Here is a 14157-nt window from a genome sequence, read left to right on the forward strand (position 1 = left end):
AGCGCCTTATCTGCTGTTGACTTCACTGAGGTCATTGGCCGATCTGGCACCCAGCCCAATGGCAGTGGCGGTAGGCAGCAGTTGGCTGATCAAGCGGTTCCAGCGCGTCACGCCGGCAGGCCCGACGTACACGATGTCTTGGGGCTGCAAGTCAAAGCGCGTGGCGAGCACCAGCGCCGAAGGTGACTGGGCATCGAGCTGGAACACCTTGGCCGGTTCGGCTTCCAGGTTGTCCACGCCGCGAATCACGTACACCGCATTGCCATTGGAAGTGGTCTGGTTCAAGCCCCCAGCCGTGCCCAGGGCATCGGTCAGGTTGATCGACTTGCCCTTGAAACTCAGCGCCCGGGGCTGATTGACTTCACCCATGAGGTACACGCGTTTCTGGTCGTTATAGGGCAAGTACAACCGGTCGCCGCCCTTGAGGTAGATGCCCTGCAGTTGCGAGCCCTGGCGATTGAGGCTGTCCAGGTCGAGCCTGTACTCGCGGCCGTCGCGGGTCAGGGTCAGGCCCGACAGGTCGGCATTCGTCGGGTCGACACCCGCGGCGCCAATGGCCTCCACGGCGCTCAGTGGCGTGGTGGTGATCGGCTGCTGGCCGGCTTTCACCACCGCACCGGTCACCACCACCGTCTGGCTGGCAAACCGCAGCACGCTGACGTCAACCTGAGGGCTTTCAATAAATTGCGCCAGGCGTCCGGAGATATAGGCGCGCAGCTCTTCGATGGTTTTACCGGCCACCGGGACGTTACCGATATACGGATAAAACAGCGTGCCGTCCGGGCGAACCAGGCGCCCGTTGGCATCAATCTGCTGTTGCGGCCCCGACGGCGCCGTCAACTCGGGGTGATCCCAGACCGTAATAAACAACAGGTCATTGGCGCCTACGCGATAGCCACCCGGAACATAAGACAATAATTCCGAGGGCACCGATTCGCGTACTTGCGTGGCGGCATTCATGGCGATCAATTTGGGGGTGATGGGAATCAACTCCACCCGGGTACTTTCGAGAGAACCCTCACTGGACATTTGACCGGTGTCCATGTGTTGACCAGGCGAAAACATGCAGCCGTGCAAGCTGATACTTGCCAGCAAAAGAACAGGTAACCTACGAATCATAATGGCACTACGCTAGTCGAGGGCGAGTCTAAAAAAGATCACCCAGAAAGTTCTGAGTGATCTTGAACAACACACATTGCGGGTTAATTAGTTGGTACCGGTGGTACCACCTGTGCCGGTTGTGCCGCCGGTGCCGGAAGTACCACCATTGGAACTGCCGCCCGAGTTGGAAGCAGCCGCCGCAGCGCCGACAACAGCCGTGCCGACCCCCACGGTTTCACCAAGCGTCACGCCGCCCACGACCGGGGTGCTCAACGACAGGGACTCGCCTGCGCTGGCCGTATCGCTCACCGCTGCGCCGGCGACTTCACCCGCCGCCAGTGCCGCAGTACTTGTGAAAGCCAGCAAGCCGGCCAACAGTAATTGCTTCATATCAGACTCCTTCTCGATATTTACCCCTTATACAACTTTGCAATAAGGGAGTAGTGATGGAACGGAGATAAAACAGGCCATGAAAACTGCATATAGATCCTGCCGGATCATGCAATTAGCCTCTCAGGAATCATCTCACTTGTGGATACGGCAAACCACCAATGTTAATAATCGTCAGGTTCAAATGATTGGCCGCACTGATAATCCGCGACCGATACCGTAATACTCGAAACCATTGGCTTTCATGCGGTGCGGATCAAATATATTCCGGCCATCAAAGATCACCGGTGTACTCAGTTTTTCTTTTATAAAGTCCAGGTCCGGGGCTTTGAACTCGCGCCACTCGGTCACGATCACCAACGCATCGGCACCCTGCAACGCGGCTTCCTTGGTGCCCATCAGCAGCAAGTCTTCGTTCATGCCGTAGATGCGCTGGGTTTCCGCCATGGCTTCCGGGTCGAACGCCTGAATCCTGGCCCCTACGCTGCGCAACTGTTCGATCAATACGCGGCTGGAGGCTTCGCGCATGTCATCGGTATTGGGCTTGAAGGCCAGGCCCCAGATCGCAAAGGTCTTGCCTTCCAGTTGCCCACCGAAGTGATGGTGGATATGCCCGAACAGGTGCTGCTTCTGCCGCTTGTTGACTTCCTCGACAGCCGACAACAGGGTTGCCTGGTAGCCGATCGACGACGCGGTGCGCTCCAGGGCTTGCACGTCTTTCGGGAAGCACGAGCCGCCATAGCCGCAGCCGGGGTAGATAAAGTCGTAGCCGATCCGCGGGTCGGAACCAATGCCTTTACGCACGGCTTCAATGTCGGCGCCCAGGCGTTCGGCAAAGTTGGCCATTTCGTTCATGAACGAAATCTTGGTGGCCAACAGGCAGTTGGCTGCGTACTTGGTCAGCTCCGCACTGCGGATGTCCATCGTGATGATTTTTTCGTGGTTGCGGTTGAAGGGCTCATACAGCTCCCGCATGCGGTCCACGGCGTAGCTGCTGTCACTGCCGATGATGATTCGGTCGGGACGTGTACAGTCCGCGACCGCCGAACCTTCCTTGAGGAACTCAGGGTTCGAGATGACGTGAAACTCCACCTCAAGCCCTCGGGACTTCAGCACCTCGGACACCTTCGCCCGGACTTTGTCCGCCGTGCCCACCGGCACTGTGGACTTGTTCACGATGATCTTCGGCTCGGTCATGTTGAGGGCGATGGTCGCCGCCACGGAGAGCACGTACTTGATGTCGGCGCTGCCGTCGTCATCCGGCGGCGTGCCCACGGCGATGAACTGCACCTCGCCATGACGCACGCCCTGGGCGGCGTCGGTGGTGAAATGCAGGCGGCCGGCATCATGGTTCTTCTGGACGAGCGCGCTTAACCCAGGCTCGTAGATCGGGATAATGCCGCTCTTGAGGTTCTCGACTTTCGTGGCGTCGATGTCGACACAACAGACTTCATGCCCCGCGTCAGCCAATACCGCCGCCTGCACCAGACCCACATAGCCGATTCCAAATACAGTTACATTCATTTCAATACTCCTTTAAACAAGCTCGAGGCGGCCATAGCGGTCTTCAAAGCGGATGATGTCGTCTTCGCCGAGGTAGGAACCTGATTGCACTTCAATCAGCTCCAGCGGGATGCGTCCCGGGTTTTCGAGGGAGTGCACAACGCCGATCGGGATGTAGGTGGACTGGTTCTCGGTGAGCAGCACCTGCTTGTCGGCGATCTGCACATTGGCCGTGCCGGAGACCACGATCCAGTGCTCGGCCCGATGGTGGTGAAGCTGCACAGACAGCTTGTGCCCCGGCTTCACCGTGATGCGCTTCACCTGGTAGCGGTAGCCCTGGTCCACCGAGTCATACTTGCCCCACGGCCGATAGACTTCGCGGTGGCTCGCGCTTTCGATCCGGTGCTTTTCAGTCAGCTCGGTGACGATCTTCTTGACGTCCTGGGCATGGTCCTTGGTGGTCACGAGGACCGCGTCGGCGGTCTCGACCACCACCACATCGCTGATCCCTGCCACCGTGACCAGCCGGTGGCTGGCGTGCACATAGCTGTGGGTGACGTCTTGCAGCAACACGTCACCCTGGGTGCAGTTCTGATGGACATCCTTGGCGCCCGCTTCCCACACCGAATCCCAGGCGCCCAGGTCACTCCACGGGGAGTTGAGGATGACCACCGAGGCGATATCGGTTTTTTCCATCACCGCGTAATCAATCGACACGTTGGGCGCGTTCACGAAATCCACCTGGTTGAGCCGGGTGAAATCCTGGTCATGCGCCGCGTTGGAGAGGGACAGTTCGGCGGCCACCACGATGTCCGGGCTCAGGCGCTCCAGCTCAGCCTTCATGACAGAGGCACGGAACATGAACATGCCGCTGTTCCAGAAGTAGTTACCCTGGGCCAGGTAGCCTTGTGCGGTCGCAAGGTCAGGCTTTTCGACAAAGGCCTCGACGTGCGCCGCGCCGTCGACCGCAGCCGCTTGAGTACGGATATAGCCGTAGCCGGTCTCCGGCTTGGTGGGCACCACGCCGAAGGTGACGATCTTGCCCTTGTTGACTTCCGCCGTGGCCGACGTCAACGCTGCGTTGAAGGCGTCGGTATCGCCGATGACATGGTCTGCCGCCAGCACCAGCAGGATCGGATCGTCCCCGTCCGCCAGCGCCGAAAGCGTCGCGGCCGCAATCGCCGGGGCGGTATTTCGGGCGGTGGGTTCCAGGAGGATTTTCTGCGGAATCACGTCCAGCGATCGGCTTTGTTCGGCCACGATGAACCGGTGTTCTTCGTTACACACAATGATTGGAGGGCGGACGTTCTCGCCCTCTATGCACAGGTTCTTGATTCGCTCCAACGTGGCCTGAAACAAACTCAAGTCACCGTGCAGGGCAATAAACTGCTTTGGCTTAAGTGCTCTTGAAAGCGGCCACAGGCGCGTGCCTGAGCCGCCAGACAATATAACTGGGATCATAGCGATTACTCGATGATTAAAGGCAATAAGAGCGTATTGACAAACAGTCGGAACTTAAGAGGCGAACGCCTTTACATAACTGATCAAACGATCTCTTTCGGTAAAGTCCAATGTACTTTCTGCGCTGCTGTAGTTAAGGGCCGAATCAATCGCCGAAAAGAAAGCGTCTTTATCGTGGGCGATAAACACAGACGGCAGGTCTGAAAAATTCTCGGCGGTGTCGAACTGATGATTATTGATATGTTCACCGCGTCGGCTATCGCGCGGGACGATAACGATGGGTTTGCCCAGTTCGAGGGAACGAATGATATTGCCCATGCCCGCATGGGAAACAATCACTTTCGAGGCGTTGAAGTTCTTGGAAAAGAGCGGCTCGGCAATGGTCTTGTACGCTGTAATGCGGCCCAGGTCGTTTTCGTTGTTGCCGACCTGCGCCACAATCGGGACCTGGGGGTTTGCATGGCTCCATTCATTCAAGTAGCCGAGCATTCTTTCAAACGGTGCTTGAGTGCCAACGCTGCAAAAAATCATTTATACAATCCTCCCTTTATATTGGGCCCGGCTGTTTTGCGAAAGCGTGGGCCACTGGGTCAGCAACTCATCGACAAAGTAAACAGCGATACGGCCAGACAAAGAGAGTTTCTTGGGGTTGGCGATGCTGTCGATCCACAGGGTCTTTTTGCCCATGAGTTTTCCGGCGATCAACCCCAGCAGACCGGGAGCGGCACCGGTGGAGATAACGTATTTGGCTTTACTGCGGTAGACGATCGCGAAGATCTGGCAAAACCCCTTGATGATCTTCAAGGGCTCACTGCGGTTAAAGTCCGGGACTTGCGCAAATTTATGCAATGGATACTGCGAGCCAATGCTGATATCGACGGTGGCAATGGTAACTTTTTGACCGTCGAAGGCCGGGAGCAACTTACTCATTTGCACCCAGTGCCCACCTCCAGAACAAATCAACAAAACATCACTTGATTGACTCATGACGGTTCCCTTCCTGTCAGAACTAATAAACATCATTAAATAGCTGCGGCAGTTTTCAACAATTGAGCCTGCCCTTCCCAACGGCTTATCCGCTTGGCTTTCAGCAAGGCTGACTTTTCTTTATAGGTTTCTTGATGGGCGATGAGTTGTGAAACACCGGCCTTTATGGACAGTGGGTCCATCGTGTCCACGAACACCGCCGCCTCGGAAAACAACGAGCGCAGCACCGTGGTATTTGAAAGCGCCATTGGCCTGCCGGCACTGACCGCTTCGTTGGCCACGCTCAACTGCACGTTGTCGCGGGTGGTCAGGCCGAGCACCACATTCGCGTGGCACAGCAACTGCTCGAAGGTCGCCTTGCTGAGGAAGCCGGTCAGCTTGATGTTGCCGGGCAGTGACGCCACGAGTTCCTCGGAGAGCTTGCCCTGGTGCTTGCCGGTGATCAGGAAGTCGACACCGGGCATTTCCCTGGCGGCGTTGATCACAACCTCGATCGGCTCATCGATATCAAACGAACAGGGAAACAGCACATAGGGCGTTTCGCGCTCACTGGCGGGCGGCACCGGAAAGTCGCACGGCAAGTCTTCCAGAATAAAAAGCCTGGCTTCCTTGACACCCAGGCTTGCCAATTCTTCTTTGACTTTGAAGTTGTGCACGACCACCGCATCAATGCGATTCAGCAGGGCCACGGTTCCCGGGAAGCCGATCCATTGTTTGCGCAACAGGCTGTTGTGGGCGTCGGCAATAATCTTCAGGCGCCGGTTAAATACACACTTGTAGGCCAGCGCTATATGCAAGACCGGGCTCGGCGGCAGTTGCACCCAAAGCACTTCGGGCGAACCGACCAACAGCGTCTTGAGGGTTTTGAATGACTTGATCAAATAGTCCAGTGGCCGTGCAGACTTTTTCTTGAACCGGTTGGGCAGATGCAGAATGTCATACGCCCAATATTGCTTCATGGTATCGGCGCGTCGTTGATAGCCAATCCATGCAATCATTAATGATTTCACTTAAGAATCCTGCATAAATAAGGGTGGGCACGCGGGGGTGCTTTACAAGGCAAACCAGACAGGAAAGTCGGCGCGGTACAGAATGTTTTTATTTCGAAAGCGAATCGGTTTGGCCGGGTTGCCGCCCACGATCGAATAGGCTTCAACGCTGCGCGTCACCACACTGCCGGGATACACCACCGCGCCTTTCCCGATGGTGACGCCGGGCATCACCATCACATTGGGAAAGATCCAGGCGTCGTCTTCGATCACCACGGGTTTTCCCACCAGGCAACTCATCGGGTCATCGATGTCGTGGCCCAGGGTATAAATCCGGGTGTTGTGGGAAATATTGACGTTGTCGCCAATGCGGATACCCGCGCGGTTATCCAGGTAGCAGCCGTAATTGATCGTGCAGTTCTTGCCGATCACGCAGTTGCCGAACGAGAAGAAAACCACCTTGCGGTGAACCGTGGTGTTTGCGCCCACCTGGCACCCGGTGGCCCGCAGGAGTGAACGTCGCAGGTTGAAAAACAAGGCGAGGCTGAGCAGCGTGTTGAACAAGGCAAGGGCGGCCTTCTTGATATTCAGTTTCAGGTTCTTCATCTACTCACCCTGCCCTGCTGTATCCGTCACGCGCTGCGAACTCATCACAAAATTCCGGAAGCGGATATTGGTACTGACCGGCGTGGCGAACGACGGGTTATTCCCACCGAAGAACGTCGAAAACAGCAAACCATCGATGGTGATATCCCGGGTGTCTCTAAACGTCAGCCCGGTTTCGGTGTGCACCAGTTTTTTGTCGTACCAAATGGAGATCACGCCGTCGGCCTCCCCCGGCGTATTCAACTTCACCAGTTGCTCCAACGTATGCCATTGCCCGACCGTAAAGATCCAGGAACCCAGGCCTACAGCCGTTCCCCAGGTTTTACTGGTGGGCAGATAGGCATAAATGGCGCCGGCGCCCTTTTCTTTCCATATGTAGCGCGTGGAAAAACCATCATGGCCGTTAGGTATTTTCCCGCCGGTATTGGCTGTACCGCCGTAGAGGCCCGGAAGCTTCCCGCCTTTTACAAAGTTGAAATTCTTGTCGAACTTCAACTCATAGGTCAGCACCAGGCATTCGCGGCCGGGTTGCGGGAGCGGCGACTTGAACTCAATGCCGCCATAGGGCAAACCCAGGCGCACCATCGAACCCGGGTCGTACGAGCCGGCCGGAAAGTGCACGGCGATGTCCTTGATCTTCTGGCTATAGGCCTTGTTCGTCAGATTGGCGCTGCCCTTAATGCTGTTCTGCGCCTGCGGACCTTTGAGCATCTGCGACACATCCGGCAGTGACGGATAGATGTTTTTGATGGGTTGCTCACAACGGTCGTTAGTCTCTGATGCGCCGCTCGCAGCCATCTGCAAAGCGAACGCCAAAGTGAGTAGCGTCGAGGCTGTCTTTTTCACGTCGGTTGCCCCTCAACTCTATTTTTCATCGACCCACTTCAAAAAGTTGTCGACCGCTTTTTGTGCCAGGGACGACCGCTGCGCGATCTCCTGCTTGAGGTGCTCGGCCATCTGCGTTTTGGATTGCCTGAACTCGCTGATGGTCGACATGATCACCTCAGCGTCCGGGGTGCTGACCAACCGGGTGCCTTGAGGCAACATTTCATGGACTTTCTTCAGCTTGTTCTCGATGGCAACGGCGATGGTGGGAAACCCGAGGGAAGCTGGCAGCAGCACGCCGTGTGCACGGGCGCTGATGATCACGTCGGACTCGACAATCAATTTCGCCATGAACGTTTCCGGGGTGTCGCCAGCCGCGTCCCAGCACAACCATTCGAACCGGTGGTACTTGTCGATCAGGTGCTGGTCCCGCTCTTTGTAGAGCGAGACCAGGCGCACCTGCTCGCCGCGCTTGGCCAGCTCTTCAGCGGCTTGCACCATCGCCTTGATGAACTGCTGCCCGTTCGCGTCGTGGGGCCAGTCGCGCAGGATAAAGGACAGGTACTTGCCCTTCTTCAGGCTGCCGATCTCCAGGTCTTTGCTGGAGATCCACAGCTCGGAAAGCAGGCTCGGGTCGGTGTACACCTCGACGTCGGTCTTGCCGAAGGTGTTGCAATGCTGCTGGCTGGTGCCGTCCCGCACGGAGATGTAGTCGCAGCGATTGATCACGCTGACCGCGCGGTCGAGCAACTTGCCACCACCATCAAACGGGCCCAGGCCGATACAGAACGCCGCCAGACGACGGTGGAAATAGATCCTGTCGACCCCACCGCGCATGCCTACATACAAACGCAGAAGCGTGGACTTCAGGTCGGTTTGCGCCTTGAGGCTCTTGTGCAGCTTCGCCACGATGCCCTGACGGGCGGTGGCGGCTTTGGCCGGCGGGATGAACGAGAAGAACTGGCCCCCGCCCCCCAACACCACCAGGTCGGCCTTGACCGGCTCCTTGATGTGCAGCCACTTGATACGCGGGTTGAAGTTCCGGGCGATCTCCGGATGATCGACACCCACGGCAATATCCGATTCTTTAAAGCGTTTTTTCAGAATATTGATAACGCAGAGCATTAATACGTCATCACCCAAATTACCAGGACCGTATGCCCCCCGGATATATACTTTGCTGACATTCATGCTGGGCTTCCATTTTCCACGGGGTCGTTAAACACGGTATTCAAAGCGAACGTTGTTGCGAGAATGTAGATAAATATCAACGCCAGTATCATCAATCGATAGACCATACTTTCAACGTAGGCACTTGAGATAAAACTGACAAAAGGCAATGTCCACAAGATCAATATCCTGGGAGAAACCAGCAACTCCAAAGGGAGTATTTTCTTGTAGACGAAATAAGGCAGGCCGAGCAGGAAGTGGATGAACTGGGAACCAATGAATGCCTTGGCAATCCCGACGGCGCCCTCTTCCCGCAGCCAGAAGGCCCCGGCGATGAATAACAGGCCCCACAGCACGTTGCTCATGACGCTGAACCAGGCGAGGTTCATCACGATCATCTTTCTTGAAATGCCGGACTTGAAGGCACTGAGCAGCGAGCCAAGAATCACCAGCACCAACGTCACTTCAAAATCACGGCCCAGGAAACTGCTCCCGTAGAGCTTCGCCAATAACTCGGGAAACATGATCACCGGCTGGATAATCACCAACACCACTAACCAGCCCGACAGAAAGTTCAAGGCGTCCAACTTGCGATTCTTGCCGCCCAGCGCGGCGGCCAGCATCGGCACCAGTACCGAGCCCAGTACCACGGAAACATGGGAAAAGATCGCGTTCCATTGCATGGCGGCGGCGTACATGCCGAGGGCGGCAAGTCCGTTAGTGGTTTGCGCCAATAACTTGTTCGCGAACCAGTTCATCGGCGCGACCATCAACCCGGTCAACAACACCGGCAGGCCAACCGAAAGCACCGCGTGCTTTTCAGCAATCGCGCCCTTGAAACTCAGCGTGGTGTTCTGCGCCTTCAGTATTTTCCAGCACGCCAGCGCGCTGAAAAACACAATCAGCAATTGAGAGCCGGCCAACCCCAGCAGCGCGCCGTTGAGCCTGAACTGGATGGTCAGGCCGTACGTGGCCGGGATCGCAACGATGGCGATGATTCCGTTGATCGTCGCAATCGAGCGGTATTGCCCCCAGCCGGTCAGGCAGCCCTGGGTCCAGCCCGACAAAATAATCAGCGTGATGGTGCACAACACGATCAGCGACGCCGCGTTCAGGCTGTCTGTCCCCAGGATGACGCTGGAGAAGAAATCCGGGAAAAACAGCGCTGTCCCGATGATCATCGCGCTGAAAAAAACCGAGAAAATCAGCGTCAGCGCGATGCCCCTGCCGGTCTTCTCGGGGCTGGTGTCCTTGAACTGCCCAATGTGCTTGGCCGTCGCCGTGGTGGTGGCCTGGGCGGCGACGTTGGCCAGCATCACGATCGCGCTCTGGATCAGGCCGTACTCGCCAAACGATTGCGCGCCCAATACACGCGCAACCAGGATGCCGGTGATCACCACCGACACTTTCGTGGCGACGGCGGAAATGAAGCTCCATGCCGTACTGGACACGAATTTTTTCAACAGTGTGCTGTTCATCCGGCATTCACCTGCAAGGGCGTGGTTATCAGCGGCTGGCGAGGGTTGAGGCTTTTTTTGCGTTGCCTGGCGGTGTGTTCGGCACACACCCGCAGGACAATGGCGCCATACGCGATGCCGATGGCGTACGGCTGATAAGGCGTGGCCGACACGATGAACATCACCCCCAGGAAGATGCCGATCGAGACCGCCACCCGGCTGTTCATGTGCTGGGTAATCGAGGTGATGAAGACATACAACAGGTACAACCCGATCAGCCCGTACTTAACAAAGTAGGTCAGGTAGGCACTGTCGATATTTGAGTTCTTGTCATCCAGGCCACGGTATTCAAACCAGGGAATCTCGAACGGCGTCCCTGCTCCCAACCCCACAAAGTAATGCATGGGGTTCATGCCCCGGATCAACTCCAGCGCGGGGCTGAAGCGCGTGGCCAGTTGCGCGGCCATGCCTTCAGACGACAAACCGTCATTGATTCGATCGGCACCGATCATATTGCTGATGCCGATAAACGCCATCAGCACCACGGCCCCTGCCAGGGCGACACCGATCATGCGCGCAGGCTTTTGGTATTGGTGAATGATGATCGCCGCAAACACCGACACAAAAATGAACCGCGAGTTGGCGATAAACAAACAGATAAGCGAGGTCGCCAGGCACAGGCGTGCGAGCTTTTTCTGCTGGTCAAACAGCCGTGGATCGATGAAGTAATAGATCAGGTAGGCAACGGCTGCGTAGGTGCCCCCATCCAGGTATCGATAGGCGTTTTCTTCGTAATAGACGTCCTGAAACTTGTACAGCCCCAACCGCAACCAGGCGATGTCCAGCACATTGAATGCGCTCATCGCGATCAACAGCATCAGCACCGTTTTCAGCCTCAGGGTTTTCGCGGCGAGGGTCGCGATATTCGCCAGCACGATAAACGACAGGATCATGATGAAAGGCCGAACATCCTTGAGCAGGTACTTGTTCGAGGACTCCAGCAGGCCAAAGGCGAGTAACACCACATACAGTCCGCAGCCAAAAAGCAGCGCGCCCGGCGCCGTCAGTTGGCTCTTCTGCGTCAGCACCTGCCTGATCAGCAACGCACCCAGCCCGCCCACGATGTAGAAGTCAAAGAAGAAGATGCCCTTGAGCGAGATTATTTCGCTGTAGGAGTTGCCGGTAGGAATCACCGACAGCATCACCCCAAACAGCACGATTGAGTGCTTTGGGCTTTTGACGGCAAGCAAACCCGCTGACAGCGCGATAAGGGATAACAGGTAAAACATGGCTGGGTATTCTTTATGCTGATTTGAATTTGGCACGCTACCGCCCCAGGATTTTTCGTTCATTTCCTGAAAACGTGACGTCTATCCTGCTGATACGTCCTGGGACGATGGTGCGTAACGACTTGAATCAGCTTCGATCAGCCTGGTACTCGTACTGGTAATACCCGTAGTTGCCGTAGCCATATTTGGCGGAGGCTTTCTTCTCGACCCCGTTGAAAATGGCGCCCCTCAGCACGATGCCGTTCTGGGCAAACCGGCGCATGGTGTGTTCGATTTCCTTGGCCGGGTTCAAGCCGTAGCGCGTGACGATCAGGTTGGTCCCCGATTGCCGTCCCACGATCGCCGCGTCGGTCACCGCCAGGAGAGGTGGCGTATCGAGGATGACCAGGTCGTACCTTTCGCTGACCTGGGACAACAGCTCGGTCAGGTTGCGATGCATCAGCAACTCAGAAGGATTAGGCGGTATCTGCCCGCGGCTGATGAGGTCGAGGTTTTCAATCCCGGTGTTGTGAATGGCGGTTTCCAGCGTGCATTGATTGGAGAGGATGTCGGACAGCCCATCTTTGGCGGACACACCCAGCACCTTGTGCAGGTAGCCTCGGCGCATATCCACGTCAATCAACAGTACGCGCTGACCGGTTTGAGCGATGACCGCCGCCAGGTTGACCGAGACGAAGGTTTTACCCACCTCGGGGCTCGGGCCCGAGATCATGATCCGGTTATTCGGCGCCTCAAGCATTGCGAAGTGCAGGCTGGTGCGCAAACTGCGCAAGGCCTCCACCGCCAGGTCCGTGGGGTGACTGATGGCCAGCAATGAAGACCCCGCATCGGTACGCCCACGCCCCCGGGTGATTTTGTCTTCCTCGACCTTTTGCAACGTGCTGTAGGGAATCGACGCATACACCGGCAAGCCCAGTTGCTCGATGGCTTCCGGGCTTTCCAGGCCCCGGTTCAGCGCCTTGCGCATCAGCACCAGCGCCACCGCGAGGAAGCCGCCCAGCAGGGTCGCGATCAGCACGATCAGGATCTTTTTCGGCTTGATCGGCTTGAGGTAATTGACGTCGGCGGTGTCGATCAGGCGCACGTTGCCCACGGTGCCGGCGCGCATCACGTCGAGCTCCTGGGACTTGTTGAGCAGTTGGGTATAAATCGCCGTACCCACCTCGACGTCCCGGGTCAGGCTCAGCAGTTCCTGCTGGGTGGAAGGCAGGCTTTCCACACGGCTCGCCAGGCTTTGCTGCTTGCTGGTCAGCTCGCCGATCTGGGTCAGCAACGCGCGATACGCAGGATGCTGGCGGGTGAACTTGCGGTCCATCTCGGCCTGCTGCAGCTTCAGCTCGGAGATGCTGGTATCGAGCCCCACGATCTGGTCGAGGATGGCCTTGGTTTCCAGGGTGATATCCACCGACTTGCTGCGGGTCTGGTATTCATTCAAGGCCTTGCCGGCTTTCTCCAGGTCCTTCTTGACCTCAGGCAGTTGCTCCTTGAGAAACGCCAGGCTCTGCGCCGCTTCAGCCGAAGTGCGCTCGACGTTTTGCCGCACATAAATGGCCGCGATCTGATTGAGGATCTTGATCGCCTGGTCCGGGTCGGTGCTTTCCAGCGCCAGCCCGATCATGCCCGACTCTTTGCCACGCTCGACCACATCCAGGTTCTCCTGGTAGTCGAGGATGCTGGTCAGGCGCGCATTACGGATCACCCGGAAACGGGTGCCGGGTTTGGCCCGCAGCTCTTCAATCTGAAACGCGACGCCATTTTGCTCGAACGGCTGCCCGACCTCACCGGCTGCCAGCACCTGGTCATCTTCATCCACCAGGGTGTAATGCGCGTTGTCACCCACGGTCAGGGTCAACTTCTTGCCCAGTTGCCCGTCCGGCAAATCCAGCTTGAAGATCTTCAGCGACTCGCCGCCCCAGGCGAAACTGTCCAGGCCCAGCAACGGCTCGGCGAGTGCACCGGGATTGCTCTTCTGGAAGCGGCGCGCGAGGAATTCACCGACCAGCGGGAAGTACATCGGCTGCACGACGATATCGAGTTTCAGGTTATCGACGGTCTTGCCAATCACGTAGCGGGACTGGATCAGCTCGATCTCGGTGGCCGAGGGAGACTCCTTGCCCAGCATGCCGCCAATGTCCGAGAAGCCCAGCAAGTCGTTCTTTTTCGCCTCGACCTGCAACAGGGCGTTCGCCTGGTAGACCGGGGTCGCCAACACCGCATACGCGGCGCCCGTCACCATAAAGGCGCCGGTAACCGCAGCGATCAACCACTTGTGGTCGATCAGTGTTCCAAACAGACCGAGGAGATCGATCTCCTCGTTTTCGTCTTCCCGTGCGGTGACTGCTGGCGCTTGCTGCATAAGTCGGATTCTTAGCCTTATTT

Annotated in this window: 13 protein-coding genes; all 13 read right to left on the reverse strand. The window is 57.1% G+C overall.

The window, feature by feature from the left end; all coding sequences use genetic code 11:
- Positions 1 to 6 precede the first annotated feature (6 nt).
- A complete protein-coding gene (locus MUM_RS0117060; RefSeq protein WP_141629517.1) occupies positions 7 to 1119 on the reverse strand; it encodes a polysaccharide export protein in 1113 nt (370 codons plus the stop codon).
- 87 nt (positions 1120 to 1206) lie between these two features.
- Entirely contained in the window at positions 1207 to 1491 is a 285-nt protein-coding gene (locus MUM_RS0117065; protein ID WP_010171911.1) for a hypothetical protein, read from the reverse strand.
- A gap of 180 nt (positions 1492 to 1671) precedes the next feature.
- Positions 1672 to 3015 carry a UDP-glucose dehydrogenase family protein gene (locus tag MUM_RS0117070; RefSeq protein ID WP_010171913.1) on the reverse strand — a complete coding sequence of 448 codons (1344 nt, stop codon included), beginning with the start codon at positions 3013 to 3015 and terminating at the stop codon, positions 1672 to 1674.
- A 12-nt stretch (positions 3016 to 3027) separates the two neighbouring features.
- Complete coding sequence (locus MUM_RS0117075) at positions 3028 to 4455, reverse strand: mannose-1-phosphate guanylyltransferase/mannose-6-phosphate isomerase (RefSeq protein ID WP_029615960.1); 1428 nt, start codon at positions 4453 to 4455, stop codon at positions 3028 to 3030.
- A 54-nt stretch (positions 4456 to 4509) separates the two neighbouring features.
- The gene (locus tag MUM_RS0117080; protein ID WP_010171917.1) at positions 4510 to 4986 is read right to left on the reverse strand and encodes a glycosyltransferase; all 477 of its coding nucleotides are present in this window, start codon (positions 4984 to 4986) and stop codon (positions 4510 to 4512) included.
- On the reverse strand, positions 4987 to 5442 hold the full coding sequence (locus MUM_RS0117085) for a polysaccharide biosynthesis protein (RefSeq protein ID WP_032881965.1): 456 nt from the start codon (positions 5440 to 5442) through the stop codon (positions 4987 to 4989).
- A 35-nt stretch (positions 5443 to 5477) separates the two neighbouring features.
- Positions 5478 to 6440 carry a glycosyltransferase family 1 protein gene (locus MUM_RS0117090; RefSeq protein WP_010171920.1) on the reverse strand — a complete coding sequence of 321 codons (963 nt, stop codon included), beginning with the start codon at positions 6438 to 6440 and terminating at the stop codon, positions 5478 to 5480.
- 54 nt (positions 6441 to 6494) lie between these two features.
- Positions 6495 to 7037, reverse strand: coding sequence for an acyltransferase (locus MUM_RS0117095; RefSeq protein WP_010171922.1), 543 nt, complete (start codon positions 7035 to 7037; stop codon positions 6495 to 6497).
- Positions 7038 to 7883: a polysaccharide lyase gene (locus MUM_RS0117100; protein ID WP_238535543.1), complete on the reverse strand. Its 846-nt coding sequence runs from the start codon at positions 7881 to 7883 to the stop codon at positions 7038 to 7040. It lies immediately after the preceding gene.
- Positions 7884 to 7901: 18 nt separating this feature from the next.
- Complete coding sequence (locus tag MUM_RS0117105; protein ID WP_029615963.1) at positions 7902 to 9053, reverse strand: polysaccharide pyruvyl transferase family protein; 1152 nt, start codon at positions 9051 to 9053, stop codon at positions 7902 to 7904.
- Positions 9050 to 10510: an oligosaccharide flippase family protein gene (locus MUM_RS0117110; protein ID WP_010171927.1), complete on the reverse strand. Its 1461-nt coding sequence runs from the start codon at positions 10508 to 10510 to the stop codon at positions 9050 to 9052. The genes MUM_RS0117105 and MUM_RS0117110 overlap by 4 nt, the downstream gene beginning before the upstream one ends.
- Positions 10507 to 11778 carry a DUF6369 family protein gene (locus MUM_RS0117115; protein ID WP_010171928.1) on the reverse strand — a complete coding sequence of 424 codons (1272 nt, stop codon included), beginning with the start codon at positions 11776 to 11778 and terminating at the stop codon, positions 10507 to 10509. Before MUM_RS0117115 ends, MUM_RS0117110 begins: the two co-directional genes overlap by 4 nt.
- Before the next feature lie 127 nt (positions 11779 to 11905).
- Positions 11906 to 14134 (reverse strand): polysaccharide biosynthesis tyrosine autokinase, encoded by a 2229-nt coding sequence (locus tag MUM_RS0117120; protein ID WP_010171929.1) that lies wholly within the window; start codon positions 14132 to 14134, stop codon positions 11906 to 11908.
- Positions 14135 to 14157 lie beyond the last annotated feature (23 nt).

Source organism: Pseudomonas sp. PAMC 25886, assembly GCF_000242655.1.
Taxonomy (GTDB): Bacteria; Pseudomonadota; Gammaproteobacteria; order Pseudomonadales; family Pseudomonadaceae; genus Aquipseudomonas.

Coding starts and splice junctions, on each gene's coding strand:
- MUM_RS0117060 (WP_141629517.1), bottom strand. CDS start 1,119: ATGATTCGTAGGTTACCTGTTCTTTTGCTGGCAAGTATCAGCTTGCAC.
- MUM_RS0117065 (WP_010171911.1), bottom strand. CDS start 1,491: ATGAAGCAATTACTGTTGGCCGGCTTGCTGGCTTTCACAAGTACTGCG.
- MUM_RS0117070 (WP_010171913.1), bottom strand. CDS start 3,015: ATGAATGTAACTGTATTTGGAATCGGCTATGTGGGTCTGGTGCAGGCG.
- MUM_RS0117075 (WP_029615960.1), bottom strand. CDS start 4,455: ATGATCCCAGTTATATTGTCTGGCGGCTCAGGCACGCGCCTGTGGCCG.
- MUM_RS0117080 (WP_010171917.1), bottom strand. CDS start 4,986: ATGATTTTTTGCAGCGTTGGCACTCAAGCACCGTTTGAAAGAATGCTC.
- MUM_RS0117085 (WP_032881965.1), bottom strand. CDS start 5,442: ATGAGTCAATCAAGTGATGTTTTGTTGATTTGTTCTGGAGGTGGGCAC.
- MUM_RS0117090 (WP_010171920.1), bottom strand. CDS start 6,440: ATGATTGCATGGATTGGCTATCAACGACGCGCCGATACCATGAAGCAA.
- MUM_RS0117095 (WP_010171922.1), bottom strand. CDS start 7,037: ATGAAGAACCTGAAACTGAATATCAAGAAGGCCGCCCTTGCCTTGTTC.
- MUM_RS0117105 (WP_029615963.1), bottom strand. CDS start 9,053: ATGAATGTCAGCAAAGTATATATCCGGGGGGCATACGGTCCTGGTAAT.
- MUM_RS0117110 (WP_010171927.1), bottom strand. CDS start 10,510: ATGAACAGCACACTGTTGAAAAAATTCGTGTCCAGTACGGCATGGAGC.
- MUM_RS0117115 (WP_010171928.1), bottom strand. CDS start 11,778: ATGTTTTACCTGTTATCCCTTATCGCGCTGTCAGCGGGTTTGCTTGCC.
- MUM_RS0117120 (WP_010171929.1), bottom strand. CDS start 14,134: ATGCAGCAAGCGCCAGCAGTCACCGCACGGGAAGACGAAAACGAGGAG.